Origin of the sequence: Grimontia sp. NTOU-MAR1, assembly GCF_035758505.1 — a bacterium.
In the GTDB taxonomy this organism is placed as follows: Bacteria; Pseudomonadota; Gammaproteobacteria; order Enterobacterales; family Vibrionaceae; genus Enterovibrio; species Enterovibrio marinus.
Window position 1 is genome coordinate 2,128,358 of sequence record NZ_CP142108.1, and the last position, 26,585, is coordinate 2,154,942.

Here is a 26,585-nt window from a genome sequence, read left to right on the forward strand (position 1 = left end):
TATGAAAATTAGGAGGCTAGATGTCTATGTCTAATTTAAAAGAGGAAGCGATTTGCTTTGTAGAAGATACACTGGCAGTAGACACCGCCGCAGACATAGAACAAAAACAAAGAATCGCAGAGTACCTGAAAAGGCTAATCAGGGAAGACAATAGGAACGAGCCGCCTTCACCCACACACTGAACACCTCACCCGCCACAAACCGGAACGCGACAGGCCCAGAATTGCCCCACCCCCACAGCAGCTAAGGCCTGTCGCTGTTTTTTTGAAAAACCGCGGAAAGTGGAAGCCAAATTAGTTCAAGCACTTATGCTAGAAATGTTCCCACCCCTCTTGACGAGCCCCTTCGAAATCAGCACATTAAAGCTCTCCCCTTAAACACCTCAAACAGCACATTTTTTCATTTGGGACAAATGTAACCAACGAGGTGTCAATGACCGACAGAACCCAAGCCGTCCTAGATTGGATAGAAGCACGCGCAGCCGAAAACACCGCCAATCAAGACGAAAATATCGTCGTGCCTTACCTTAAATCACTTGTACAGAAAGCCGCGCCTAAAACAGCGCCAGTTGCTTATGAAGGGTCTTGCGAACGGAAGGGGTAACAGAACGGATTAACGCCAGGGCAAGCGCCTCAGTGGTATGGGCCGAAGGGCTGAGCGTATGCGAGAACGCCCGAACCATCACAAACCGATGGCCACAACCACTGCATTCACAATACAAATCTGCCACGTTGGCTGAGAGGCGGTTGGTTTTCTGAATACAGGCGCGTTCCCCACAACTGCAAACAATACGCTTACCCACCACAGAAGCACCGAGTGACGCGCTGGGCGTTGCAGAAGCAGGAACAAAAAGCGAGTGCTTAAAAGACAAGGAAGAAACAAAGGTATGCCCACATTCAGGGTCAATACAGGAGCAAAATAGTGATACCGAGGCGTCGTCTTCCTTTTTACTGCGGCTAATCACGGCACGAGAACCACACTGACATTCAATACGCATCATACCGTCCCCAAGCCACTGACCCAGAGGATGATTATACAACAAACACTGTATTTATGAACAGTAATGAGTAAAAGGTGCTTTCGACCAGATGAGTTGATAGAACTTTATAGAGAGAGGAAAAATAGCCCCTACCTGCTGTGGTACTGGTAAACCGTGCGATCACACTCGCGCATATCACTAGATAATGTGACATATTGCTTGACGCACACTGATAGACACCAAATTTGCCAAAGAAAACAGAGATCATATGCACATTTTATTGGTCATTTTGGTATAGATTTGCATACGTCTCTAAATGCTTAGCTATACCTTTCTTGCTGTTTCAAATTTAAGACCTTCTAATCCCACAAGGATACGAACATGGCAAAAGTTTATTGTACTCCAGACAAATACAGCGAGAACTTCTCTGCACCGGCAGTATATTTGGGCGATGAAACGTGGAGTAAAATCCAAAACCTTAAAAAAAGTAACTTGGGTGCACTGTCTGTGTTTACCCAGAAAGTGGAAAACGAGGATAGCTTTTCGGCAAGCTTCGGTAGTTTGTTCTCAGCCTCCTATGATAGTGATAAGACTTTTCTTACCATCTGCTGCACCGTCTCAGAAAGCTTTGCTAACCCGGTAAGACATGATGGGCCTGATGCCATTCAGTTTGGTTATGGGTTTTACGTTGGTCTCGTCGTAGACGACAAAGACTTCAACTGTGATGGCTTCGGAACCATTAGGGCAAACATCTCAGATCATTCATTTACCAGTGAAGTTCAATTCATTGGGCTAAACACTTTTTTCTCTAACAACGCAGCCGCCAAACTCTGTCAAAGCATCATTCTCGATGGAACTGCCGGCGGTGACAATTCGCTAGATAACCTTGTGGTGGGCTCCACCAATCTAATGAAACTTCTGAACGATGCTCAAGACAATGACGTTAAAATCGACATCGTTTCTTACTCAGAAAGATAACTAAGGATATATAATGGCTAGTGTAAGTGTTATTCCACCAAATCCTACAGATATACCTTCCGAGATCAAATGTCAGGCTATTGCAGATAACATCAAAAAAGATAAAGGCTGGGATATTGAATTTGATATCACAAATTCAGATGCTGAATTCAGTACTGATGACGCAACAAGTAATGAATTAAAGATAGCTTTAACGGCCCGTTTTCCTGAAGACTGGACCTATCTTGCTCTTACCACGCAAGAATAACAAACATCTCAGTTACATTCATCCATGAAACAGCTCAATAAATCCAGCGGCGCCGGTTAACGCTGTCGCTGGCGTCCCCTAATTTGTCCCCCAGACAGAAAAGGGAGATGCGCAACTTAAAATTGCCCCATTCCGTGCCAGCGTCGTTCGACATCATGAATCACATTGAGACGGTTTGACTGACATTTTCTTACCTGTGTAATGTGTTGTAAGTCGGTGGGTACGTGAAATGAAAACCTTTACGGAAACACAGTCGCCATCCTCAAGTCGGCTTTCTTATGATCTACGCCACCGCCTCACATGTATCCCTCTAATGTCATCCACTTTTCGCGGCTTTCTTGGCGGTATTTTGAAAGAGTTTCCGGCATGAATAACCTCTAATCCCCCCTTTGTCTCAGGGACGATTACTGGCAAATATTGTTCTTTGATATCCATCAAGTGGTGCCGTGAATCTATAAATGATTTCAGACAGCAAGTCACAAACGACATTTGGAATTTAGCATTAGTGACATATTCTGCGGTAAGTCTTTTGAAAGATGGGCTTGCTGGACTCATCGCGGTGTATACAGCCCCAACCTGCGGTATCGAGGCAGCGATATACCAGTCGTCCAGTTCTTCTGGGAATCTATCTGTTTCTCGTGCTTTGAAAAGCATCTCAACCTGTTTGATAAGTCGCTCTGTGCACCTGTCGTGGCGTGTAATAGCAATCTGAAGAGGCTGGTCAAAATAGTGGAGTGCTACCTCTACGCGCTTTATATTTTCACGGACTTCTTTCAGCTCTCTCAAACTTCTGTTAAGGCTGTTTATATCTCTAAGTAAGGCTAGTTCCTCTTCTACCCGATCAGAACAGTAGTGAGGGTATGGGTACCCGCTCCAATCGTCATCGTATGGGATAACATGCTCCATACAGTCCATGAAACAAAGCTCCAAATAAGGTGGTTGAGAAATATCCTTCAGATCGAAATAGTGGGCGTTAATCGCAGCAATTTTTCCTTTGTGGTTTGGTAAGTGGCTAGTGAACCAATAAATAAGGGCACCAGTGAAAACGCCGATACAGATATTTTCGGCAAGTACCAAATATTGCTCATAGGCTTCAAGCCAAGTGTTATCGATGTGTTTTTGCAATAAGTAGGCGATGACAACACACATTAATACCGGAACATAAAGGCATAGGTGCATTTTCAGAGACATAGACCACCAAGGACTACCTATGCGATATGCCAACAATTCGGCCTTCCATTCTTGAGGGGTGTCTTTGAGCCGACAATAGAGTGGGTAAACAACTGTCTCGTAAATGACGGCTAACGTTGTAATAACCATCATTACCGGAAAGAATAGAAGTGCCGCTAGCTGCGGCAATATTTGGATATATTTCATGTGTTACTTCATTCTCTCAGGTATTAGCGGCTCAACGTGTTTCTTTATCGCCTTTCTCAGCTCAATACGTGCAAGAGTGAGACTGGCTGCAATTGCAACCGTGTGTGAAAACCCAGAAAGTCGGTATTCCGTAAGTTGGACATATCCTGTAGGGTCACTCTTCATTTTTTCGGCTTTTGTTTTTAAAAGCCAATGAGTAAACACGCGGTGTTCGTTAAATACCATGAGGTTATGTCTATGGGTTTCGTCTTTTATCTGCTCTGCCTCTATCTCAAAGTCTCCGCACTTGACTAGCAATTCATCGACAAGCCGTTCAACAAGAGCAAAGGTATTCCTTACGTCTTGGTCGAAAAATATCACTGAACGGTCAATGCGACTCATGGTTGTTCGAAATTCATTTAAGAGAGTCTGAGTTCCAGTTCTTCCAGTTCCTTCTAGGAAGCGTATGTATTGTTCAGAAAGACCATCGAGAGACCTACTGGGGTTGCGATATTCTTTTGCCTTTTCTGCGGTGTTTTCATCGTGCTTCCAGCCAAAAAATTGCGCCTCTATTCCACAAGGGCTCGATATTCTTAGCAGCTCATGATAGTGGGCCTCATATGCGCTTTTTCGATTGTTTATATCGGTAATATGGTTGGTGAAGTAGTAGAAGATAACCGCAGCGAACACACTGGTCGCAGAGCCTGCTAGAAAGGTCATGGTTGCTGACTTAACTAATTCTTCACCGTAGATACCAAATATTGCCCAAGCAACAAATGCAGAGATTACGGCGATGACATACATAGGCTTTGGCAAGGTGCGTAGATAGAAAGAGCGCATCCATCTTTGGTAAGTAAAGGTCGCCGCTGGTGAGAGAAGTTTAAATAGCAACTTGCTTATGTGCCACAGCAGAAACCCAAACGAAGGTATAGCAGGGATGATTTGAATTGCGGAGAGTTTCATACCTGACAAAGTAGTCCTAGATGTAAAAAAGGGCAGATACTCTAATGGTTTTTTGGCCTGATGTGTAGCCATTTAGCGGGTGAATAGCCAACCACTTGATAGACGTTTCGGGAGTCATCATTTACCCAAAAAATACTTATCCGAAACTAACAGTTTAGTGCGCCAGCTCTAACGAACTTCTGTCCAAAACTTAGCTGGCCAATATCCTACATACCTGCGATCGGCTATAGCCGGTCGCTTCTGCGATTTCTCTCAGGCTAAGGCCTTTATCTCTGTAGTATTTCACTTTCTGGTGCCGTTCGGTGTCGGGTTGCTTGCCTTTGTATTTGCCGTTAGCTTTCGCAGCTTCTATTCCCTGGCGCTGGCGTTCTCTTCTAGTTTCATAGTCCTTTCTGGCCATGGTAGCCATTAGCTCTATCAGCATGTTGTTAATGGCATCGAGCACAGCTTTAATGATGGGGTCATTGTGGGTGAGGGCATTGTTGTCGAGCGCCTGCCAGCTGGTTGGTACGTCCATGCTGACAATGCGTATGCCTTTTTCCTCGATCATGCGCTTGAGCTGTTTCCAGTCGTGGTCGTTAAGGCGGGTGAGGCGGTCGATTTGTTCAACAAGCAGTATGTCGTTTGCCTGGGTGTCGGTTAACAGGCGGTTGAGTTCTGGGCGGTCGAGTTGGGTCCCGCTGATGTTTTCGGTGTAGTAACTGGCAATGCGTTGGCCATGCTCTTGGGTGAACTGGCCGAGGGCGGTTTTTGCGCGTTCGGCATTTTGTTCATCGGTCGAGGCGCGAAGGTAAGCGCGAATAAACATGATTTATCTCCCTGAAGTTGGCCAACGTCGCATTTAGGTGGTCGCAATAGGGAGTGTCGCATTTAAGTGGTCACATTGCCAGTTTTTGTATAAGGGTAGGGTGGTCGCGTTGGGGTATACCTAAAAAATCTTGTTTATGAAAAAAGGGGTTTCCCCCTCTCTAATGCTTTTACTACTTTTGAATTTTTTTTCTGTGATATTCAGAATTATCTAGGTAGTACTTTAAGTCTTCTTCTTGATAGTAATCATGTGCATCAAAATCCTCTTCATCTGTTGCGAGAAGTAGGTCATGTATTACGAAATGATATGTGCCATCTGGCATTAGAAAACCTGAATAAACGACGGCTTCTTTGCTGGTGCACTCCCATTGTGGTTCGTTTTTATCCCACTGCTCTTCACTATCAAAATGCACGTGAGTAAGGTTTTCTTTGACTATTCTAGCTGCCCATTTGGTTGGGTAGTCAAAGACTCTGTCTCTACCGTAAAGGTTATGAATTGATGGGCGCTTTGCCTGAATACCTTCATTCGGTGCAATGAAGTTGTTTGGGTTTTCAGTAAGACTTAGCTGTTTATAATGTTTGAATTCATCAACAACAAACTGTTGGAAGGGGGTCAGGGGATCGAGATCTTCGTCAACGATGATCTTTACATTAACTTTTTTGTGTCCGTTCAATTGCTACAATACCCTTGTGCTTAGACGGGTTTCTACGTTTTCTTGCTTCTTTCAAAGTAAGAAAAGAACCCTTTTGCTCAGTTTTACTGAAAGGTATTTTAACATCACGTCTGGTTACAGTCATCTTTAACCTACTGTATTGTGGTTAGTTTGCGCTTTGACAAGACCACTCATCGCTTCACCAAAGTACTACCCTGTCAAGTATACTAATAATATACACGAAACACTAATAATAGTTGTCAACGGTTGAGTGCAATTCAGATCACCCTTCGGGCAACCATGCTCTATTTCACACGTCTCTCCGGCGGTCGTTCCTCCCTTGTATCGTCGGTTCAACCAAGTCTAACCACACTTCGCAACGTCTTGGCCCATTCGGGTCACGATCAGGGCTAATTAAAGCCAAAGCCTAAAGAAAAGAGCAGATCAAAAGCTTTCACCGTCTGCGCCAAAGTGCTGCTAAGGCGTAGCCGGCGAGCAACGTATCTCCGTTGCATCACTCAGGCTCCACAGCGATGAGGGGGCTGTTGCCTTTTGAAACTGAAGCCATGAATGGGCGTTTTTGCTGTCTGTATGAACGTTTACGCGAAATCAATCCGAGTATCCAGCAAATGGTTTGGGCACTGAATGTGGTGCTTAATCAGCATGGCTGGGCCATTCGCACGGTCGAAGATCTGGAATGTTTTATGGATGCGGCGGAAGCGTGGGGGCAAGAAAATGACTGATTCAGAATATTACCGCACCATCGCGAAAACCATTCTTGGCCAGCTCGGCGGAAACCGCTTTATCACCATGACGGGGGCGCGGCAGTTTGTCGCGCTGGATTCGCCAGGGCTGCAGTTTGATTTGCCGGCGCGGTTTGCGAAAGAAGGCATTAACCGCATTCGGGTGGTGTTGGACCCGTCCGATACTTACACCGTCACCGCGTTTAAGCTGTGCCGCCGGTCGTTTGAATGTCCGGAAATGGGCAGTCAGTCCGGGGTGTATTGCGACATGCTCGAAGGGGTATTCAGTGAGTTAACGGGGCTGAATACCAGGCTTTAATCAGTTACGTAACTTATGCAAATGAAGTAAAGGGCATCACTTACGTAAGTGATGCCTGTTTCTTTTAGCTGCCTTTGAAGCCTGGTAAGCCGTTTGTGTGTCGCCACTTTACTACTTCGTTTACCACGCCTTGTGGGCTATCGTCTTCAATTTCGACAGCGGGGTCCACAATCAGCCCAGCGCCTAATGGATGCCCGACCACATTGTGAAAGTGCATTATCCATTGGTCAGTTTCTTCTTCAGTGCCGTTAGCTTCGTATATATCAATAACGAACTGAAGAAACTCTTCTTCTGTATAGTCCTCAAACTTTTCTTTCTTCATGGGTGATTTATCCATAATGAATTCGGTTGTGATTTTTGGGAGTTACGATTCTAATGTTATCAACGTCGTAGACTGCCCCTCCATGCTGAATCTCTTTTACGTGGTGAAGTTCGAAGCTCGCTTTTTCAAAATGCCACTCTGAAGGGACAGCTTTAGGAGCTCTGCCTTTTTTCAAGTTCCCTTGGTTACCTGGCCTAAATTGGCTGCGTAGCTCTTCATCCGCATAGACCTCTTTCCAAAACGCTTCTCTGAATTTATCAAAGCTAGAGAATTCGCGCCCCCGCATTTTGTCTGCAATTTGTGAAGGGATGGGAGAGCCGAGATCTTTGCCCGCACTTTCTAACCAGATGCCTGTAATGTCTTCGCCTTGTCCCGTTACGCCGCCTGGCTTATTCCTCGGTGAACTAAACACCAGGTAAAGTGGCGGTATGCCGCTGTCTGCCGGAAAGGTAACAATCAGCTCTATGTGTTCGGCTTCTGGGTTGGGGTAGACAAGGGTGGTCAGCTCCTGTCCGTCGTCTTCTATCGGGCGTACCAGTATGTTGCTGATTTCCAGCCCGCTGGTATCGGGGAAGGAGGTGCCAGCAGTGAGCACGTTGTCGCTGTCGTCGGGGAACCAGGTCAGTGTGATCTCTTCATCAACCTTGGCTTCGAACCTGTCTTCGACGGCTTCTGCAGAAATCCGTTTGACGGTATCGCCGTAAGGGCTCCCTTCGCCGGTGTGAATGCCTATCGCCTGCGGGTTGCCGTGCTCGTCTTGGTAGAGCCGGAACCGGACTCGGGTGGTCGCCTCTGGCAGTTGGGCCAGCTCTTCGTCTGTGTAGAGGGTCCCGTCTCCCAGTTGTGCAGGCCAGAACGCGAGGGCGAGAAAGTTGGCGCGTTTGGCGACGCTTTTGGCTATCTCGCCCGTCAGTCCCCAGTTCAGCGGCATCCGTGTTGTGTTGCCGGTGAGCTTTGTCAGAGGCAATCGTCCGCTGGCGTCTAATGCCTGGGCAGGCACCATGGCCGCCATCATGCCGAAGTTGGGCGCTTTCAGTGCTTCTTCGCATGCCTGTGTGTCGCCATAGGGGCGGGTGCAGGATTTGGCGAACACTTTATCGGCCTGTGCCGGTTTACCAAAGTTCTCTGAAATCTTGGTCGGGGCGATGGGCTCAGGCGGGGGATCCGCGACGACGGCCTCGGGTGTATAAGGCGGCTGTGGTAATGGCGGGTTGAGCGAACCGCCGCTGGAAGCGGGTGCGCCTTGTACTTTGGTACGGGACACCATGGCTTGTTGTGCCTGTGGCGAAAGGTGGTTACTGGCTTCTGGGTTGACGCGCCAGGTGGTGTTGCCCATGGTGCCTTTCTGGGCTTGCAGGGCGGGTACATTGGGGGTGTCGTTGAGCAGCACGAGTTGTCCGTCGTAGAGCTTGTTTTTGAAGACATCGATGGCCATGCCGTCGGGGATCACGCGCTCCAGATCGCGCGCGCTCATCTGCTGAAAACCGCCTTCGACTTTGCCAAATTCATACGCCATTAAATCGGTGGCTTTCACTACCCGTAAACTCACAGTCTTCCTTTTCTCTCTCCCTGAGTGCTGGTTGTTATCTTAAAGGAGCGGCCACAGCGCACACAGGTAACTATGCATTTTTTCGAATTTTCATCTAACTATTGAGACAATCTGGATGGAGTGGTTGGGTGTGGTCACTGCTCAATTTTCCCGCTGTCAGAAAAGCTGGATCTTGCCAGTGAGACAGAAAGAGATAGAATCAATACTGTATATATAAACAGTATTATTTAAATGAACGTTATCCCTATTTTTGCCAGTGCCGGTATCACCGGCTTTGAATCTCCGGCGAGCGATTATCGCCAGCTCCCGCTGAGCTTGGATGAGCTCTTGGTTGAGCATCCCAGCGCAACCTTTATTGGCCGTGCTTCTGGGGAGTCGATGCAAGGCGTCGGTATTTTTGATGGCGATATCCTGATCGTTGATAGGCACGTCACCGCCAGGGATGGGGATGTGATTGTGGCCAACTTTAACGGGGAGTTTGTTTGTAAGCTTCTCGATGTGTCCCGCCGTTTGTTGCTGTCGGCCAATGACACTTACGCCTCTGTGCAAATCACCAAACACGACACGTTCTCCATTGAGGGGGTCGTCGTCCGCTCTATCCGCTGTCACCGTGAGAGTCCGTTGTTATGCTCGCGCTAGTTGATGCCAATGCGTTTTACTGCAGTGCTGAGCAGGTGTTTCGGCCAGACTGGCGGGGAAAGCCGGTGATTGTGCTGTCGAATAACGATGGGTGTGTGGTGGCAGCAAACCGTCAGGCCAGGGAACTGGGGGTCGAGAAGTTTAAGCCGTTTTTTCAAATGCGAACCCTGTGTGAAATGAAGGGGGTGATCGTCTGTTCATCGAACTATGAACTCTACGGCGATCTGTCCGACAAGATGATGCAGGTGATAGGTCGCTTTGCGCCTGAGCAACATGTGTATTCGATTGATGAATCTTTCCTGTCGTTTCACCGCTGCGCAGCTATTCCTGATTTACGTTTGCATGCTGAATCTTTGCGTCGGGCGGTATGGAAAGAGTGTCGGTTGGCGGTCGGGGTCGGCATGGGGGAAACCCTGACGTTGGCCAAAGCGGCAAACCATGCGGCGAAGAAGTTAGCCGGTTATGCCGGTGTCTGTGTGTTGGACTCGGAAGCTGAGCGCCTTAATGTGTTGGGGTGCATGGCCGTGGGGGATGTCTGGGGTGTTGGCCGGCGGATTTCTGAAAGGTTGAAGCGTCAGGGCATTGAAACGGCGCTACAGCTGTCTCGTCAGAAACCGGCGTTGATGCGTCGTGAGTTTAATGTGGAAATGGAACGCACGGTGCGGGAGCTGAACGGCGAGGTCTGCAAAGGCTGGGATGTAGCCAGAGCGGATAAGCAGCAGATCTTTTCTACCCGCTCGATGGGGGAGCGGATTGTGGAGCAGGAAGCACTGCACCAGGCATTGTGTAAGCATGCGGGTATTGCGGCCGCGAAGCTTCGGGCGCAAGGGTCGGTGTGTTCAGTGTTGATGGTGTTTGCGGGAAATTCGCCGTATGACGAGAAGCCAAGAAGTTTTAAGCAGCTACACCGCTTTGCCTTTCCGGTGGACGATACCACGGTGATCACGTCGGCGGTGTCGGCCTTGGTGCCGTTGTTGTATGAGTTGGGTGTGCAGTATTACAAGGTAGGGGTGGGGCTATTGGATTTAGCCAGGGCCGAGCATGTGCAGCCGGATTTGTTTGATACCCATCCAGGGAACCCAGCGTTAATGAAGGCGTTTGATGGGCTGAATCAGCGTTATGGTACTGGCACGGTGTTTCTGGCGGCGGAAGGGATTGCGCCTAAGTGGGGTATGCGGAGAGAGTTTTTGTCGCCGCAGTATACGACTCGGTGGGGAGATGTGCCGAGGGTGCGGTGTTGAGGTGGTTTTGGACAAAAATGGCTTAGAGTCGAAACTCGAAGCCATATAGTTCAGATAAGCTGAGGTTGGGGAAAATCTAGGTTACTACAGTCTACGAGTTCGGTGGCTATTCAGTATATATGTCCATGTCAGCTTCACACACTGGTTTGAGACACAAATTTTCCGTTATGACCATTAATACCTCCATTCGTATAACGCCAAATTAAGGTGTGAACAACGCTGACACCTTACCTAAAGCATTGTGCCATAAATACTAAACTGGCTTGAAGTGAAAGCGCCGAGCGTTGTGAATCACTCTTAAATTTATTGTTAGGGCTACGGACCCACGTATGGCATGAATTCATCAACTATAAAAGGAATGTAAGACTCTTCAGCATTAGACAAAACCTGGTTTGACAATGTTGATGCCACGCCAAACTTAATTTCTTTTCCTAAATTTTCGAGGGAAACATAATATGGGAACTGATTTAATGATTCCTCAACAATTTGACGAACGGTAGACTCTTGTACAGACAGCAATTGTTCATATTGTGCTTTGTTAAAATATAACGAAGCTAAGCAGTCAATATCACCAGTCACAACACTCATAGTCGTGTATTCATCATCGGCTAATTTACACATGAAGTTCGTATGAACAGATGTAGCAATAAATTTGAATCCATCAATAGCACCCAATTTACGAACAAAAATCCCATAATCTGGATGATAATCTAGTAGCTCTGGGTTAGCTTTCACGCCCGGATTAAGTATACGGAAAAGATGCTCCCAATACGTTTCAATATCAGCGAGTTTGAAATGTAAAATAGGGTCGAATTTTTTGACATCGAACAGCACAAACTCACGTCCATTACAAAGAGCATACAAAGGAGCTCTAACTTCTGGATGAATAGCATAGCTATAAGCTTGTTCTACATGTTTACTTTTCAGGATACTTTCATTTGGAGATTTCGCATCCAGTATCCAATATGGACTTGAGTCAGACGTAAACACGTAATCAGGAACTATAGATACCTTCCTCTGTTGCGATCCGATTGCAACGTACGGATGAACTAAAGATTTCGAGCGTATGATTCTTGAGTCACCGGTGACAGAGTATCCTAGCGCTTTGATGATTGGTAACACCAATTCTTCTCTGACTGCATCTTCTTTGAAGTCAGGATCATCCAAGATACTAAAGTCAAAATTACTAAACATCTTCACCTCATTTATTTTCGGGTAGCCCTAACGCTCTAATAATGGGCAAAAAATTGTTGGCTAAAGTGTTGAGGGACGAAAACAGCCAACTGTTTTTTTGTCCCTATTTATTAGCTTGTTATGTGTTTTTTACACCATTATAAAAACCTTCGAATACGGCACACATCCAGAGTAAGATAGCGGCACTATTTACAGGCTTCTGAATGAGCTCACCAACTGAGGTCGTATAAACTTCACCAGTAGAACTAGGCAATTGCAAAGGGTAGCTTTCGTCTTTGGAGTTAGTTATAACCTTTGATAATTTACCAGCCGATTTACTGTCCCAAATGCCTTTGTTATGCATATAACAGTTTCGTATCTCTCTAATTTTTAACAAGTCTTGAACTACAGATGGATCAGCTTTTAGATTAAGTTCAGTAAATGATTGAGGGCTCACATAAATAATTGCGTCTTCTTTTGCAGGATCTATCTCACAAAAGCAATTTCTGATAAAACCCTCAAATGAAGAGTAAAGCAACGTAATAGAGTATTCGAAAATTTTGTGCTGACCTTCGTCAAGCATATACCTTTTTATTTCATCGATATTAGCTTCGATAGCGGGAACATGTTCACCGCCTATTGGTGCTCTTTCTAATACCCTTACACCCATTTGCCCTGAGTCCATAAGAGCTTGAATATGAGGTGGTAAATTAGGAGAAACTGCTCTAAAAGCATTGGTATTAAATAAAACAATTGAACTGGAATAAGCCGTGAAGAATTTCTTAACTGCTTCAACTTTATCTAAAGCGATTTCTACATTATTTTCGAACACCTAACTCTCCTAAACACATAACGTTTGAATAACGGGCGTTTACTAAACAAAACTGATTGAAGCGCTTGAATCACAGCATTTCAATAAAAAAATGCGCCACGAGTAAACGTCCCTCGTTGATTCACTTGTTAAGCTACTTTCCCGCCATTACCGCGGAGGTGACCGTTTCTCCAACAGCGATCTTACAGTTTTCAAACAGCATTCGCTCGAAGGTTTTGACGGTTTCATAAGCAGTTTCTACGTAATCGGGAGTCAAACTGCTATCCCATGGACATTGCATTTGCACACGCAATTCATCTCTAGTTTTTGCGTCTGTAGTAAATTCGATTGGTTTTCCATGAGCGATTGAATCTCGTAGTTCTTTTAGCTCCCAAAGTGATTTATAGACCCCTACGCTTTTATCAAACTCCACTCCTGCAACAGAACAAACCTGAGAAATTTTCACATAGTAAGGCTTACGCTCTTTCCACCCTTTGACTCGCTTAGTGCCGACCAAATTAACAATCGCTTCTACTGAAAATGCCAATGACACAAGACACGACAAACAGTCTAAAGCTACCGCATCTTCTTCATCTGCTGCTACCTTATTGCGAATAGTCTCTCTCTGATAATGCGCAAGATTCATTAAATCGTTATGTGGATACACCCTAACTCGAGCCATATTTACTCCTTGTAGCTTAACAGTGTATTAGATGACCAAATGTCGGAATTAAACACGACATTTTGTCCTTTAATAACAGTACATTATGCCATAACTACTCGTTACTATATGATTTTAAAATCTTTTTTAATCATTTAAGATATCGATTTGTGAAAAAGCTCCAAAATGTCATTTTTCATCAACATGCATTGGATCTCTACGATGCTGTGGTTATCAACAGTAAAAATGTCGGTTCAGATTAGAAAGAATAAGGCCAATCGGGGGAGCTATTATCCGAGCGGAGAAAGAGCCTAGCTCACTTTGGGGCAATTTAGAGTTAGCCATCGTGGCCAACTCTAAAGTGGACAATATGTGCAAATCAATCGCAAAATACATAGTTGGACTCGATACAGCTTTTTCCCCTTTTCTTTGCTTCAATGATTTCATCTTGAAGCAAGTTAAACTTCAACTGAATCTCGCTGTTAGGGTCTTTGTTTTGTTGGTAGATGAAATACCACATGTAAGCCACAGACTCGTCCTTCTCTACACCTAACCCTTTTTTATATAGCCATCCTAAGTTACGTTGAGACAAAAAGTGATTCTGTATGGCCGCTTTGCGATAGTAAATCGCAGCCTGCTTATAGTTTGGCCTAACCCCACGTCCCCTTTCATACATATCTGCTAACCTATACTGCCCTTCAGCGTACCCTTGATCTGCCGCCATTTTGTAGTATTTGATGGCTTCAGTATCACTTTGAGACGGAACCCCGCGGAAAAATACATACATCCAACCAAGATCTACCTGGGCTCTCGGTTCTCCCTGTTGTGCCGCAAGTCGAAACATTCTGACGGCTTCCCTATCATCCCGCTCAACACCACGACCAACTTTGTACATCCAACCCAAGTAGTATTGAGCTGATGGGTAGCCACTTTCAGCTGCTAGTCGGTAATACTTAAGCGCTTCTCTATCACTTTGAGGAGTATCAGAGCCTGTTAAATATGATGTACCAATTTTGGTAAGCTCCTCAGCACTCATATTTTCCATTTTCGATACTTGAAACGAGCTTGAACAAGCGCAAATAAAAAAAACTGTGGTTAAAGAAAGCTTCCTTAACATTTGGTTTCCCATTGTAAATTTGATTTTTGAGGCTTAATCATAGCGCTATATGTGTATATATGGTGATCTGATAATCAAGAAGTTCAGAAACCGCTAATTCTACTTGAGCTAAATATAAGAACTTTAAATTATTTTTCCCAAGGCGTTAGGCATAGGTAAAATAACCCCACTACGCATTATACCCATAGTGTTAAATCACCTTACCCCCGCGAACCACAGCAAACATTGAATTCCGCCGTATAGAAAACTAAACGCATATTCAACCACCCAAACCAGTGATAAAATCCGCCTCCCTTATTGGTGTTAGCGAAGTAGTAATGGAACGCCGAAACGAAGAAACACTCAAAACACACCTTCGCCATGTGGTGAAGGAAGCCCGAATGGCCAACAAACTCACACAAGCCGAGTGCGCTCGTAGGATGGGCATTGCCCGCCAAACCTATTTGGACTTTGAAAACGCAAAGACGCTACCCAAAGTTGACCTTATCTATGACTTTGCCGAACTCACGCAAAGATCCCTCTCCTACTTCCTTCCGCCGCTAGGCGTGACCCTAGAAGGACACATCCTGGTTAAAAGCGAAACCTGGGAGAAAATGAGCCAGCTGAATGAAGAGCTGCGGACTTGTCTGGCAAGATAAACCCACCGCGACCAGCCCGCGCTGAGCGCACTTACAAACACAGCCAATTCCATACCAAACAACATAATAGCTAATAGTAAACTGGGCTGGTTTGATAAAATGGCAACTCAACTACAGGATACGCACCATAATCCAGCGCTGGTAAATGCCAGATAGCCAAGCGGAAAAACACCTACGTAAAACAAAATGACTAGACGCCTCATAAAGAGGCGCTAAATTATTTTACCCCGCCACACCAAACAAATAGTCAGTATGTTACACCCCTCCAAACAATCATCACGTAAAGCGCTGACGTGAACTGTTCTGCTACGTAAAACGCACTCCTCCTCCCCTCCCGCGAGGTTCAGGATCTGAATTTTTTTTCAGTTTTGATTTGTGCAAAAATATACCGCCAACCCGCACGGCTGTTGGGGTTTCGCTGACGATAAGAAATTTCGAAAAATGCGCTTTTTTTCAGTGTTTTTCAGTTTCAAGGATCACCGAAAGCGACGGCGATAAACCTAAGTCATTGATAAAAAACAGAGTGTGCATTTTACGTGGTCAAATTAAAGGATCGGACGATCAAAGCGACGATCAGCAATAAAAGCGGCCAGCCCGCATCAGTACTGGCACCACCGCAATTTTGTTATGACAGAAGAATTTCAAAACGGACGGCATGATGCTCAGGGCAACGACATGTAAAGTCGGGACAAAAAATACCCCGCTTAGTATCGGAAAAATAGTAAGCGAGGTTGAACTGGACTGCAGTTGTAACGAAGTTACAAAACAAAAGGTTAGCAAGCTCATTCAATCTAGTGTTGGATAGAAAATTCAAATGAGCCGTACCCACAGTAAAAAGAGCATTTGATATTGTCGAGATTTCCACCTGAACACCTCGAAGTGTCCACATCAATGACCTTATGAGTAATGTCACTATTACAAAGATTTGCTCACTCCATCGCACTCTAAGCAAAGCCTATAATACATTTCCAAATGCACGTAGCAGGCTGCTCGATGGAGCGATGAGGAAGAGATGAAAGCTAACAACATTACCGGCGTCTTTATGTGTCTTCACTAACTCGTTTCTGCCCCGAAGTGAGCCAGCATCATTTTTGATGAGGTGTTTAAAAGTCTCCTATTCACCCTACTTTTTGTAATCCGAAACGTGCTTTTCCACTGTTGATACACTCAGTTGATGCAAAGGTGTCGCATAATACCGAAGTAAGCCGTTTTGGGGTGTTTTTACAAGCTCATTTTTGACGAACTGAAAAAAGCAAATAAAAACAAAGGGAAAGTCACTCTTAAAATACAGTGACTTGTTATTGGTGGACACAATGGGGTGTTTAAATACACCACTTTGGTGTCCAATACACTGTTATAAACCTAGGTAGGGGATTCCTTTCTCCGTTTACATTAGCCAAGATTATTGCTGTGTTTAGAGTCAGGGTTAGAAACGGGCGTTTTCACACCGTTTATTTTTCGAACATGATATTTGGGGTAGTTGCCGCCTTCAATCGCTTTTACAAATTGAGCGCGACTCATGCTCTCTCCAGAGTAGTTGTCGCGAAATGACTTGTTGCGGCCTGATTTTGATTCAGATATTACAGATACTTTTTTACGAGACATAGTCATACCTTTTTCAGTTAGGTTTCTACTAAGTTACAAATCCATTGCCTAACTAGATATGGTGATCTCCTTATCACTCAGAACAAGATATTGTGGCTACGGGCTTATTTTCAACTTACTGAATGGCTGAAAGTTTCCAGATTGAGATGTGTGCCGCAATGATCGCGTGAATGAAAGTCTTGTAACTGATTAATAATCAACTTCCGGCTTATAACACATATGAGCCCTTCTCCGGTCAATAGGCAATAGTTTTCTTCTGACTGCCCAGTGCAGCCATTTCTCATACTCTAAAGATAACCCCAACAAATAGCCATCTCTTGGTTTATTTTCCACATAAATACAAACGGTTATTGATTGCTCACTCAATAATAAATCAGTCCTTCATGCGATCGAAATCAAATCTGCTTTAATACACTTTATGGTACATTCCCGCCAAAAGTTTTAGACAGTGATGGTGTGTTGCTTGCCGAGAAGCGAAGGGCGGTAGCTTCGAACTTAACGGGCAAGTTGCTCACTGATAAGTTGTTAGTTTCTGGGAGAAGTATGGGAATCTATCAAACGGTCATATTAGGGGTCGTATCGGGAATACTGACAACATGCACTTTGTTTGTGTTCTCAAAGCTCGTGACACTTTGGCTGGTGCCACAATACCAAAAATGGCGCTATCAAGGAGCTGATGTAAGTGGTACTTGGGTTGCTGACCTTATTGAAAACGATACTGGAATAAGAACTAAGCATTCTTTGAGCATAAGGCAGCATGCACACAAGCTGTCAGGTTCATTGCACTTTGAGTATGAGAGTGAAAGCAAATCATTTACTACTGACTTTGAAGTTAGTGGCGAGTACTGGGAAGGCTACTTTATTCTCGTGTTTAAGTCAGTTGATAGAAAGCTATTTTCAAGGGCATCATCGGTTATGAAACTCGTAAATGGTGGTAATGGAATGGCGGGACACTTCTCGTTTAGAAACGTGGATTTAGACATTGTAAACACAGTGCCCTTAGTTCTAACTCGATGCTAAAAAGCGAATAAAAAGGAGGTGTTTACTAATGGCAATATTTTTTCTAGAAACGTTGTGATTCAATCATTTTGGGCTGGTAAACGATCGTTATTCGAACGTTATAACCTTTAAGGGGGGTGAGATGAGTACTGAAAAAATAGACGGAAAATTGTTCAAAAAATACCTTGGTGGGGTTATTGGGGCAGCGCAACTAGTCTCGGGATTCTATGCCTTCGATGGCAATGCATTCACCCCTATCCCTGAGCTAAAAATGCTCAAAGAACTAGAGTCATTACATGCTGAATACAAACAGTTACTTAGCCCTTCACAAGATCTATCAGGAGACAAAGAGTTAGAGTTAGAGTTAGAGTTAGAGTTAGAGTTAGAGTTAAGCAGTGTAGACGTTATTAGCGCCTCAATTACAATTGACTTCAGCAATGGTGTCAGCATTTTGGATAGCAGCAACTGTTCTAGTTTAGCGGACGAGGCTGTCGATAGGTTTTCTGTTAACTTTTCCATGCCATTGAGTGACTACATAGCTGTTGTTATTGGCCCAAAGGATCTACAAACAACCATCAAAAATGAGAAGCATCAAGCAGGCTTGGTTTTCAATAAGCCACCTATAGGTATAGCTACAGTAGTATTTTTTGAAAAAACGTGGTCCGTTGAATAGCAAATACTGTTATAGCACATATGAGCCCTTCTCTGGTCAATAGGCAATAGTTTTCTTCTGACTTCCCAGTGCAGCCATTTCTCATACTCTAAAGATAACCCCAACAAATAGCCATCTCTTGGTTTATTTTCCACATAAATACAAACGGTTATTGATTATTTACTCAATAATAAATCGGCTCTTCATGCGATCGAAATCAAATCTGCTTTTATGCACTTTATGGTACATTCCCGTCAAAAGTTTTAGACAGTGATGGCGTGTTGCGTGCCGAGAAGCAAAGGGCGGTAGCTTAAGTGGCTTTTGCCCCAAAATGAATTAGGGCAATTATTCCATTGATGTAATTTTTTCACAATTTTGCATAACACAATTTATGAGATATTTGGATTAAGGTCGATTAAGTTAAAGTGCCAAAATTCTATGGTTCCACAGTTACTCTAGTTGTGCAAACATCAGTATATTACTAGTCTATTCATTTTAAAAACAGTAGCCTACTAAGATTTTTACTTTTGTAAAGTCAGAAATAGGTTCCTTTTGAAATAGTCCGTTTTTATGATGGCGGTATAATTTGTTAGCATTTAAGGGTAGATAAAATGGAACCAATTACATTGGCAATTGGTGGTGTGTCATACTACGTTGCCGTCAAGTTTGTAGACCAATTTATATCTCAGGAAGGATATGGCTGGTTTCGGAAGCGGTTTTTTCCTAAGGATAGGTATGTAGACAGGCTCTATCAGCTTATCGAGGAAACTGCTTTAGAGTTTGAAGTTGAATATCCAACAGATTTAGACAAAGTTCCATTCTATCAATCTCAGCCATTATTTGACGTGCTAAACGAATATACTTTGTTTAAAGAGTTTCCTGATAAAGCTGAGGTAGTGAATAAGTTTAGTGATTATCCTAGTGTACTTCCCCCAACTCAAAAACAACTTGAACGTTTTTATGAAATTCTAGCACTTAAAATAAACAAGTGTACAACATTAAAAAAGCTCCATATCGAAGAGACTTATAAGGATAAGATATTCGATATCAATGAAGAGCTGATTCAAATGAAACTTCTATTACGCTCTATAGACGAGAAGCTTACGTTTCACTTAAGTGATGATTGGTTAAATGAAAAAAACAGACAGGCAATAGCTGATTTAGGTGGACGATACACACCTGAATTAAACTTAAAGCTAGAAATAGCAAAGATCTTTGATGGTCTTGGGAGGACTCAGAGTTTTTCAGAAATCTTTTATTCATATATAGATAGCTTTCTGATTAAAGGAAACAAGCTCCGTACGTGTGATGAAATATCCTCGCAGCTATCTGTAATATCTAAATCTTTAATTGAAATTACAACCTTATACCAAGCAATTGATTTTTCTATATTAACTAAAATACCAATAGATAAGCTTTGTATCAGTATTACTTCCTGCAACAATGCAGTAGCAGAATCTGAATCGGTACTGTGGAAACTGCGTGAAGAAGCAAAAGCAGCCGGAGAGTCTAATGATTACAGTGGAAAATACTCATCAACTTTAAGGGAACTTAGGGATTTTTATTATGAGTGTAACAAGTTAAGTACTTTCTTAAACTCCATAACAGTAAACTTGTCGAACAACCCGTTTTTACTTCTTGAAGGGGAAGCTGGGATTGGTAAGTCTCACTTACTTGCCGATGTCGTTGAAACAAGAATTAGAACTGGTTCTCCATCTCTTTTCTTATTAGGGCAACAGCTCACTTCTGATGAATCACCTTGGGTGCAAATTTTTAAAAGGTTACAGGTTGATACCACATCCAATGACTTTCTAGAAAAGCTTAATTTATATGCTAAAAAAACCAATAAAAGGGTTTTGATATTTATTGATGCGATCAATGAAGGAAACGGAAATAAATTTTGGAATGACAATATAAATAGTTTTGTTGAAGAAATTAAACAATTTGATTGGCTTGGCTTAATAATGTCAGTTAGGTCAACGTATAAAAATATTACCATTTCTGATGAGAATGTATCACGCAATAATTTTGAAACTCATGAGCATATTGGCTTTAAGAACATTGAACTAAAAGCTGTTAATTTATTCTATGACAATTACAATATAGAGAGGCCCTCTTCTCCCAACTTAAACCCAGAGTTCAAAAATCCGTTATTTTTGAAATTACTATGCGAAGGCGTTAAGAAAAGTGGATTAAGTAAAGTTCCAGTGGGTTTTCATGGGATTTCTAAAATTCTCAGTTTTCACATTGCTGGTATCAACAAGTCGCTTGCCTCACCTAAAAAATACAGTTTCGATTCCAGCTTTCCACTGGTTAGTGATGCATTAAATGAACTAATCAAGATTAAGGTGGGCTCAGGGGCTAAGAGTATACCTCTTAAAGATGCGCATGTTGCCGTCCAGTCTGTTGTTCAAGACTATGTTAAAGATAAAACTTTTCTTAGCGCATTAATAGATGAAGGGTTGTTAACAAAAGGAATTACTCGAAACGACGAAAACGTTGTTGAAGAGGTAGTATATATATCTTTTGAAAGGTTTGATGACCATTTAACGGTAAACTACTTACTTGACTGCGTTGAAAATATTGAAGATGAGTTTAAGGTGGGAGGCCGTCTAAGAAGTTACTTTAAAGAAGAGTATGATTTTTACTACAACCAAGGAATTGTTGAGGCTCTTTCGATTCAGTTACCTGAAAAATATGGAAAAGAACTCTACGAGTTACTGCCAGAGTTCAGTGAGCATGATTACTTAATAAATTCTTTTATTGATAGTTTAGTTTGGAGAAAAATTTCTGCGATAGATTTCGAAAAACTTAAGCCGTTTATAAATGATAACGTACTTCAGTTTAGGGATACATTTAGCCACTTTTTAGAAATACTGATTTCAATTTCAGGTATTGAAGGACACCCATTTAATGCGAACTTCTTACATTATTGGTTATCTAAACACCCCTTGCCAAAAAGAGATTCATTTTGGACTGCTCAATTAAAATATAAGTATAGTGAGGACTCTACATTCAGACATTTAATAGATTGGGCTTGGGGTGACTTTGATAAGAGTTACATATCTGATGATTCAATCGAGTTAGTTGCTACTGCGCTTTGTTGGTTTTTAACTTCAAGCAACCGAGAGTTGAGGGATTGTTCAACTAAAGCTTTAGTTAACTTGTTAGAAAATAGAGTTCCAGTATTGGTTAGGATAATCAACAAATTTTATGCCATAGATGATCCTTATGTTTGGGAGAGAGTGTTAGCTGTTGCCTTAGGTTGTGTATTGCGAACAAAGGATCATAATGAGCTAAGCGCTGTAGCTGAAATAGTTTATACAAAGGTCTTTGATACAGAAGATGTATATCCACACATCCTCTTAAGAGACTACGCAAGAGAGATTATAGAGTATGTTTCACACCTTGGATTGATAACAGAAAATATTGAATTGTCCAAAACTAAGCCCCCATACAAAAGTGAATGGCCTGATGACATACCAACTAAAGATGAGCTGAAAAGTCTTTATTATCAGAAAGACTACTGGGAGTTGTGGGGTTCAGTTATGGGGGGCGGTGACTTCTCTAGGTACACCATCGGCACTAACTTTAATCGTTCAGATTGGTCCGGGTGTAGATTTGGCCAATCCCCTATAAACAGAGAAGAAATATTTAAAAAATTTAAGAGCGACTTATCTGAAGAACAGCTTGGATTATTTAATTCATTAGATCCGATTATTTATACTGAAGACTCTGATGATTTGGTTATAGGTGAAACTATAATCCGCATGAGGAGCGCTTTAGACAGAAAAACAGAAGAAGAACTATTTTCGAATAAATTGGATTTTAAAAAGTCTTTACCAGAAAACACTTTAAATATTTATGAGAGAGATATTGAACCATACCTTGATCATAATAACAATCTATTAGATACAGATGCTCATTTTGATCTTAGGCTAGCTGAATGTTTTATTTTTAATCGCGTTATAGATCTAGGTTGGTCTCCTGATAAGCATGGCGATTTTGATAAAAACATTAGCACAGGCAGGGGGCGGCATGAATCCTATCAAGAGCGAATAGGTAAAAAATATCAATGGATTTCATTTTATGAATTTATAGCAAGGCTTTCAGATAACTACATCCGCTATGAGGGATACGGCAATGAGAGAAAAGAGTCTCCTTATCTAGGTCCTTGGGAACCCTATGAAAGGGATATTGATCCAACAATTCTGCTTAAAAATACCGGAGATAAATGCATACCTCTTGAAGATAAGTGGTGGGTTAGTAAAGAAGCTTTTCAGTGGGATTGTACTTTTGAAGATTGGGTAAAGGATACTTCTACGTTGGATAAGCCACAGGGGTTGATTGAAGTAAAAGACAATAATGGTACTGACTGGCTTGTTCTGGAAAGTCATCCGTCTTGGAAAGAGCCTAAAGAAGTAGGTAAGGAAGACTGGGGACATCCACGGAAAGAGGTTTGGTGTCAACTTAGAAGTTACTTAGTTAAGTCATCTGAATATGAACATTTTAAAAGCTGGGCTGAAAGCCAACATTATATGGGCCGATGGATGCCTGAGAGCACAGATAGATATCAGTTGTTTAATAGGGAGTATTACTGGTCAGATGCTTTTAAGTTCTTTGAATCTGATTACTATAGCGGCTCGGACTGGGTAACAGTTACTGACAAAAAGACAGGAACTAAGGTTGCTGATGTTGGTGTTACTACTATCGGTTATCGTTGGGAAGAAGAGTTTGATAAATCAAAGGCTGAAACTTTAAGTTTTCTAAAGCCAAGCTCTCTAATTTTTGACAATATGAAATTAAAACATGGTTCTCAAGAAGGTAGCTATATCGATGAGGCTAAGAATGTTGTTTGTTTTGCTGCTGAAGCTCTACACGATACAAAAGCACATTTATTGGTAAAAAAAGAACCATTTTTGAAGATGCTAAAGGATAATGATTTGGAGGTTGTTTGGACTTTGTTAGGTGAAAAGGGTGTGATTGGTGGCTCTTTTTCTTCGAACCATAATTATGGCCGTATAGAGTTTAGCGGTGCTTTTTACATTGATGGAGATCACATCGAAGGAAAGCATAAGATTTTCACTACAACCTCTAGTGGATAAGAGAATGTGGCCAGCCACATTTAGGTTGGCCACATGGTAGCAATGCCAAAAGTAATCCGAAAAGTCAGAGTGCTTTATTGTTTGTAACTCGAAATTGTCCAAATCTGAGTCAGCTGCAAAAAATTGGGCTTGTGAAAATATGGGCTCTCAATATGAGAGCCCAGCCACTTATTGCTTCACTTCGCCGCATTTGGCATCGACAACTCGACGGTTACAGGACAATGATCAGATGGCCTTGCTTGGTCACCGCAATACGCACCTCTTCCGTAGTCAGCACCTTTGGCATAAATCTTCTCCGGTGAATCCGTTAACGAAGTAAAGAGACTATCTCCGACAATGATATGGTCGATACCGCGATGACACGAATAGACTTTTTCAACATACCCCTCTTTAGACGGACAGTCATATTTGTACTCACCATCTATCTTCTGCCATTCCAAATGAAGCTTGGCACCTTCAGGAGAATTATCATTAAGCTCATGAAACACTGAGCCAATTTGAGTGTTTGGCAATATAGGATCTGACGGTTTTGAACCATCCAATCGCGCTGTCATTTTGTTGCGGAACTCTTTTACAAAGTCTCTGTTGAAATCTCCCAGCAAAATAAACATCTCTCCATTGGTTGCACGTTGGTCAATCCATGCCTCTAATGCTGGTATCTGGTCACGTAGCATCTGACATCCCTCAATGTTTCGTTCAGAAGCTCCGGTTCTTGGCTGGCTAACGGGGTCTGACCGGCAACTAGATTTGAGATGTACATTAAGTATTTTCACCATTTCGCCATTCACACCCAAGGTCAACTCAAGTCCTGGGCGAGTTCGATAGGCGGAAGGTTTACAACTGGCAGGGTTTTCGAGAATGACCCTATCTTCCTTCCTGCAAACCGATACACTTTCCACCAATGAATATGAGGCGTTTTTTGCCAACGATTTGCGTACTGCATAACCCACCTGCATAGGCACCCCATCGACAGCTTCAAACATCACTACATACTCGTTTTTAGGTAAGATGCTTTCGATAGCCTCAGCGTCACTGACCTCTTGAAAAGCGTATACATCAGAATCCAGTTCGATGGCACGCTCTTGTAGTGCAGCGACTTTCTGTTCAAATGCTTCTATCGTTCTTAGTGGCAATGATTGTTGTTTGGTATTTGCTGGCCAATTTAAACCACTGTGGGCGTTGCAGTAAGTTAAATGACGGGGCTTACCTTTACTCTTGGCAACGTTATCGTCCCAGTTTACGTCATCTCTGCCACAGAACGTTGCCCATTCCTGAAAACGTTCACGGCTCATCATATGTTCAAGGTTCCAAGTGGTGATTTTTAATTTGACTTCTCCACTCCATACACCAAATGTTTCATTTAGGGGCACCAGTGGTGTCATGTCGGTATTGGGCTGAATCCCATTAGCAGACATTGCTCCCATTAAAGCACGGCCAAACAATGTTTCATCGACGACATATGGGTTAACTGTTCCCTGGATATCAGCAATCGCCATTGTTCGTTTGAGCTCTTTATCGTCTACGGGATCCAGTTGATGCCACTTGTAAAGGGTATCGAGTTGATTTTCAAACCAGCGTTCACTGCCAGGAGGAAGGTCGTAAACGGTATAGAGGTATGCCATCGCTCGGGCGACGTTGCCTTTATGATCTTCCCGAGGCTCAAATTTTCCGGTTGTTGATTCACTATAGAAGTCGATGTTTTGAGTTGGGATAGCACTCACGCCATTATCATTCACCCACCACTTTTTGGTTTGATTGTCGGGGATTTCTGCGAAAGGTTTACTGCCGCGCTCTGCATTGACCTTGCTGAAGGTTGGGTAGAGATGATGCAGATCTGATTTCATCATAGATCTGTCTCGGGAACCTTTGAATTTTGATTGAGGCCATGTGTGCTCAGTATTGACGATGTTATGGTTGGGGATAGTCGTGGTCGGAAAATACACACCGGTATATACAAGCTTTACCTGCCCGTTTTCGTTATCAATTTCTGAAAACATTTTTTCACGTGCGTTGCCATAGTTGAGCGTCTTTTGTGGTTTGTAATCACGCTGAAGTAGCTCTAGCAACGCTTCTCCGGTTTGGTCTGAAGCGATCATCTCGGCGTGAAGTCCCGAAGCACATATTGCCATCAGTGAAGCAATAAATGGCCAACATTGTCTGTGTTTACCCATAGAACAATCCTTACTCTAGTTATGAAATAACTCAGCGGTATCTGCCTGCTGAATAGAATAGTGCAGCGATGGGTTAATACACATGACTACAAATCAGGAACTGATTCACATCAAAATGTCTAAGTATCTGTTCTCATGTTTTTTCAAATATAAGTGATATTCCATTTAAAACAGACAATTACAAAATAAGCACTTTATGACCTAATTCACTTCAATCTTCGCCAACTGCAGATAACCAAAAGCAGTTTGACGAAGTAAGCCAACCGAAATGACGTTTCATACTGGATAAAATTTGATCCCTTAAAACTGAATAATCAGGCAAGGGAAATATCAATAAAAAAACAGGCTAAATTGGTTTAGTTCGGCTGAGACAGCGAGAAAGGGTTTTGCCGAGTGGATGAAAGTATCCGCTTGATTCGCATGAACCCAAAGCAATGGAAACACGAGTACAGTGCTTGCCAAAAGGTAACCATCTTGGAGTGCTCTTATCCTCTGCTCAAATACAAAGGACAAGCATTCGTGCTAACAAAACGTTTCAGTTTGAACGCTATGGCAGTATCAGGTGAGGGGAACTAAGTCAGGGGAACTGAGAGGGACTTTACTCAAAGGGATCTACTATAGTCTCCCCTAAAAATTATAAAACAATGATTAAATTAACATATCAGTCCAATCCAGCATCGGAGCCACACTAAAACGAGCTGACGGGTTGGACACACCCTCAGACAGAAAGCCTGATGATGAGTTTTGGATGTCAGTTGTTTCGTTCAGCATGGATAAACCTCATTGAATTTGGTCACGCGAAAGCACCGTCCGATTGCAGTACCTGATAAAAAAGTGTGCGGATTCTACCTTAACTC

Annotated in this window: 24 protein-coding genes and 1 pseudogene; 11 read left to right on the forward strand and 14 right to left on the reverse strand. The window is 43.0% G+C overall.

What is annotated here, in order from left to right:
- The first annotated feature begins 20 nt into the window (after nt 1-20).
- Entirely contained in the window at nt 21-182 is a 162-nt protein-coding gene (locus tag VP504_RS09610; protein ID WP_157515608.1) for a hypothetical protein, read from the forward strand.
- Nucleotides 183-553: 371 nt separating this feature from the next.
- Here VP504_RS09610 and VP504_RS09615 read toward each other — a convergent pair whose 3' ends face one another.
- Both VP504_RS09615 and VP504_RS09620 read right to left on the reverse strand, forming a co-directional pair.
- The gene (locus tag VP504_RS09615; RefSeq protein WP_325894019.1) at nt 554-802 is read right to left on the reverse strand and encodes an ogr/Delta-like zinc finger family protein; all 249 of its coding nucleotides are present in this window, start codon (nt 800-802) and stop codon (nt 554-556) included.
- A gap of 108 nt (nt 803-910) precedes the next feature.
- Nucleotides 911-1,000: pseudogene (locus tag VP504_RS09620) on the reverse strand (hypothetical protein); the annotation flags it as partial.
- Nucleotides 1,001-1,360: 360 nt separating this feature from the next.
- Between VP504_RS09620 and VP504_RS09625 the strand changes: the two are divergent.
- Together VP504_RS09625 and VP504_RS09630 are read left to right on the forward strand one after the other, a co-directional pair.
- Complete coding sequence (locus VP504_RS09625) at nt 1,361-1,957, forward strand: hypothetical protein (RefSeq protein WP_062710762.1); 597 nt, start codon at nt 1,361-1,363, stop codon at nt 1,955-1,957.
- A gap of 13 nt (nt 1,958-1,970) precedes the next feature.
- Nucleotides 1,971-2,204, forward strand: coding sequence for a hypothetical protein (locus VP504_RS09630; protein ID WP_325890986.1), 234 nt, complete (start codon nt 1,971-1,973; stop codon nt 2,202-2,204).
- A 276-nt stretch (nt 2,205-2,480) separates the two neighbouring features.
- Here the strand turns inward: VP504_RS09630 and VP504_RS09635 are convergent, their stop codons facing one another.
- The 4 genes from VP504_RS09635 to VP504_RS09650 all read right to left on the reverse strand — a co-directional run bounded on the left by VP504_RS09635 (nt 2,481) and on the right by VP504_RS09650 (nt 6,004).
- A complete protein-coding gene (locus VP504_RS09635) occupies nt 2,481-3,581 on the reverse strand; it encodes a hypothetical protein (RefSeq protein WP_325890987.1) in 1,101 nt (366 codons plus the stop codon).
- A gap of 3 nt (nt 3,582-3,584) precedes the next feature.
- On the reverse strand, nt 3,585-4,595 hold the full coding sequence (locus tag VP504_RS09640) for a hypothetical protein (protein ID WP_325890988.1): 1,011 nt from the start codon (nt 4,593-4,595) through the stop codon (nt 3,585-3,587).
- A gap of 118 nt (nt 4,596-4,713) precedes the next feature.
- Nucleotides 4,714-5,331: a recombinase family protein gene (locus VP504_RS09645; RefSeq protein ID WP_325890989.1), complete on the reverse strand. Its 618-nt coding sequence runs from the start codon at nt 5,329-5,331 to the stop codon at nt 4,714-4,716.
- Nucleotides 5,332-5,503: 172 nt separating this feature from the next.
- Complete coding sequence (locus tag VP504_RS09650) at nt 5,504-6,004, reverse strand: hypothetical protein (protein ID WP_325890990.1); 501 nt, start codon at nt 6,002-6,004, stop codon at nt 5,504-5,506.
- Nucleotides 6,005-6,528: 524 nt separating this feature from the next.
- Between VP504_RS09650 and VP504_RS09655 the strand changes: the two genes are divergently transcribed.
- Complete coding sequence (locus VP504_RS09655; RefSeq protein WP_325890991.1) at nt 6,529-6,726, forward strand: hypothetical protein; 198 nt, start codon at nt 6,529-6,531, stop codon at nt 6,724-6,726.
- Entirely contained in the window at nt 6,719-7,045 is a 327-nt protein-coding gene (locus VP504_RS09660) for a hypothetical protein (protein ID WP_325890992.1), read from the forward strand. The genes VP504_RS09655 and VP504_RS09660 overlap by 8 nt, the downstream gene beginning before the upstream one ends.
- A 64-nt stretch (nt 7,046-7,109) precedes the next feature.
- Here the strand turns inward: VP504_RS09660 and VP504_RS09665 are convergent, their stop codons facing one another.
- Both VP504_RS09665 and VP504_RS09670 read right to left on the reverse strand, forming a co-directional pair.
- On the reverse strand, nt 7,110-7,367 hold the full coding sequence (locus VP504_RS09665; RefSeq protein WP_062715216.1) for a bacteriocin immunity protein: 258 nt from the start codon (nt 7,365-7,367) through the stop codon (nt 7,110-7,112).
- Nucleotides 7,368-7,374: 7 nt separating this feature from the next.
- Nucleotides 7,375-8,916 (reverse strand): S-type pyocin domain-containing protein, encoded by a 1,542-nt coding sequence (locus VP504_RS09670; RefSeq protein WP_325890993.1) that lies wholly within the window; start codon nt 8,914-8,916, stop codon nt 7,375-7,377.
- Between the two features lie 231 nt (nt 8,917-9,147).
- Here VP504_RS09670 and VP504_RS09675 point away from each other — a divergent pair, with 231 nt between their 5' ends.
- Nucleotides 9,148-9,555 (forward strand): LexA family protein, encoded by a 408-nt coding sequence (locus VP504_RS09675; protein ID WP_002537669.1) that lies wholly within the window; start codon nt 9,148-9,150, stop codon nt 9,553-9,555.
- Nucleotides 9,543-10,796, forward strand: coding sequence for a Y-family DNA polymerase (locus tag VP504_RS09680; RefSeq protein ID WP_325890994.1), 1,254 nt, complete (start codon nt 9,543-9,545; stop codon nt 10,794-10,796). Before VP504_RS09675 ends, VP504_RS09680 begins: the two co-directional genes overlap by 13 nt.
- Nucleotides 10,797-11,111: 315 nt before the next feature.
- Here VP504_RS09680 and VP504_RS09685 read toward each other — a convergent pair whose 3' ends face one another.
- From VP504_RS09685 to VP504_RS09700, 4 genes are all read right to left on the reverse strand, one after another.
- The gene (locus VP504_RS09685; RefSeq protein WP_325890995.1) at nt 11,112-11,990 is read right to left on the reverse strand and encodes a hypothetical protein; all 879 of its coding nucleotides are present in this window, start codon (nt 11,988-11,990) and stop codon (nt 11,112-11,114) included.
- Nucleotides 11,991-12,108: 118 nt separating this feature from the next.
- Nucleotides 12,109-12,801 (reverse strand): hypothetical protein, encoded by a 693-nt coding sequence (locus VP504_RS09690; protein ID WP_325890996.1) that lies wholly within the window; start codon nt 12,799-12,801, stop codon nt 12,109-12,111.
- A 133-nt stretch (nt 12,802-12,934) separates the two neighbouring features.
- A complete protein-coding gene (locus tag VP504_RS09695; protein ID WP_325890997.1) occupies nt 12,935-13,462 on the reverse strand; it encodes a hypothetical protein in 528 nt (175 codons plus the stop codon).
- A gap of 358 nt (nt 13,463-13,820) precedes the next feature.
- The gene (locus tag VP504_RS09700; RefSeq protein ID WP_325890998.1) at nt 13,821-14,558 is read right to left on the reverse strand and encodes a tetratricopeptide repeat protein; all 738 of its coding nucleotides are present in this window, start codon (nt 14,556-14,558) and stop codon (nt 13,821-13,823) included.
- Nucleotides 14,559-14,875: 317 nt separating this feature from the next.
- On the opposite strand from VP504_RS09700, the gene VP504_RS09705 reads away from it, so the two are divergent.
- On the forward strand, nt 14,876-15,196 hold the full coding sequence (locus tag VP504_RS09705) for a helix-turn-helix transcriptional regulator (protein ID WP_325890999.1): 321 nt from the start codon (nt 14,876-14,878) through the stop codon (nt 15,194-15,196).
- A gap of 1,392 nt (nt 15,197-16,588) precedes the next feature.
- On the opposite strand, the gene VP504_RS09710 is transcribed toward VP504_RS09705, so the two are convergent.
- Nucleotides 16,589-16,801 carry a hypothetical protein gene (locus VP504_RS09710; RefSeq protein ID WP_325891000.1) on the reverse strand — a complete coding sequence of 71 codons (213 nt, stop codon included), beginning with the start codon at nt 16,799-16,801 and terminating at the stop codon, nt 16,589-16,591.
- A 543-nt stretch (nt 16,802-17,344) separates the two neighbouring features.
- Here VP504_RS09710 and VP504_RS09715 point away from each other — a divergent pair.
- From VP504_RS09715 to avs2, 3 genes are all read left to right on the forward strand, one after another.
- Complete coding sequence (locus VP504_RS09715; RefSeq protein WP_325891001.1) at nt 17,345-17,821, forward strand: hypothetical protein; 477 nt, start codon at nt 17,345-17,347, stop codon at nt 17,819-17,821.
- A gap of 121 nt (nt 17,822-17,942) precedes the next feature.
- A complete protein-coding gene (locus VP504_RS09720; RefSeq protein ID WP_325891002.1) occupies nt 17,943-18,473 on the forward strand; it encodes a hypothetical protein in 531 nt (176 codons plus the stop codon).
- Nucleotides 18,474-19,063: 590 nt separating this feature from the next.
- Nucleotides 19,064-23,557 (forward strand): AVAST type 2 anti-phage system protein Avs2, encoded by a 4,494-nt coding sequence (avs2, locus tag VP504_RS09725; RefSeq protein WP_325891003.1) that lies wholly within the window; start codon nt 19,064-19,066, stop codon nt 23,555-23,557.
- A gap of 176 nt (nt 23,558-23,733) precedes the next feature.
- Here avs2 and VP504_RS09730 read toward each other — a convergent pair whose 3' ends face one another.
- Nucleotides 23,734-25,728, reverse strand: a complete 1,995-nt coding sequence (locus VP504_RS09730; RefSeq protein WP_062712324.1) for an endonuclease — start codon at nt 25,726-25,728, stop codon at nt 23,734-23,736.
- Nucleotides 25,729-26,585: the final 857 nt, after the last annotated feature.

Coding starts and splice junctions, on each gene's coding strand:
- VP504_RS09610 (WP_157515608.1), top strand. CDS start 21: ATGTCTATGTCTAATTTAAAAGAGGAAGCGATTTGCTTTGTAGAAGAT.
- VP504_RS09625 (WP_062710762.1), top strand. CDS start 1,361: ATGGCAAAAGTTTATTGTACTCCAGACAAATACAGCGAGAACTTCTCT.
- VP504_RS09630 (WP_325890986.1), top strand. CDS start 1,971: ATGGCTAGTGTAAGTGTTATTCCACCAAATCCTACAGATATACCTTCC.
- VP504_RS09635 (WP_325890987.1), bottom strand. CDS start 3,581: ATGAAATATATCCAAATATTGCCGCAGCTAGCGGCACTTCTATTCTTT.
- VP504_RS09640 (WP_325890988.1), bottom strand. CDS start 4,595: ATGGCTACACATCAGGCCAAAAAACCATTAGAGTATCTGCCCTTTTTT.
- VP504_RS09645 (WP_325890989.1), bottom strand. CDS start 5,331: ATGTTTATTCGCGCTTACCTTCGCGCCTCGACCGATGAACAAAATGCC.
- VP504_RS09660 (WP_325890992.1), top strand. CDS start 6,719: ATGACTGATTCAGAATATTACCGCACCATCGCGAAAACCATTCTTGGC.
- VP504_RS09665 (WP_062715216.1), bottom strand. CDS start 7,367: ATGAAGAAAGAAAAGTTTGAGGACTATACAGAAGAAGAGTTTCTTCAG.
- VP504_RS09675 (WP_002537669.1), top strand. CDS start 9,148: ATGAACGTTATCCCTATTTTTGCCAGTGCCGGTATCACCGGCTTTGAA.
- VP504_RS09680 (WP_325890994.1), top strand. CDS start 9,543: ATGCTCGCGCTAGTTGATGCCAATGCGTTTTACTGCAGTGCTGAGCAG.
- VP504_RS09685 (WP_325890995.1), bottom strand. CDS start 11,990: ATGTTTAGTAATTTTGACTTTAGTATCTTGGATGATCCTGACTTCAAA.
- VP504_RS09695 (WP_325890997.1), bottom strand. CDS start 13,462: ATGGCTCGAGTTAGGGTGTATCCACATAACGATTTAATGAATCTTGCG.
- VP504_RS09700 (WP_325890998.1), bottom strand. CDS start 14,558: ATGTTAAGGAAGCTTTCTTTAACCACAGTTTTTTTTATTTGCGCTTGT.
- VP504_RS09705 (WP_325890999.1), top strand. CDS start 14,876: ATGGAACGCCGAAACGAAGAAACACTCAAAACACACCTTCGCCATGTG.
- VP504_RS09710 (WP_325891000.1), bottom strand. CDS start 16,801: ATGTCTCGTAAAAAAGTATCTGTAATATCTGAATCAAAATCAGGCCGC.
- VP504_RS09715 (WP_325891001.1), top strand. CDS start 17,345: ATGGGAATCTATCAAACGGTCATATTAGGGGTCGTATCGGGAATACTG.
- VP504_RS09720 (WP_325891002.1), top strand. CDS start 17,943: ATGAGTACTGAAAAAATAGACGGAAAATTGTTCAAAAAATACCTTGGT.
- avs2 (WP_325891003.1), top strand. CDS start 19,064: ATGGAACCAATTACATTGGCAATTGGTGGTGTGTCATACTACGTTGCC.
- VP504_RS09730 (WP_062712324.1), bottom strand. CDS start 25,728: ATGGGTAAACACAGACAATGTTGGCCATTTATTGCTTCACTGATGGCA.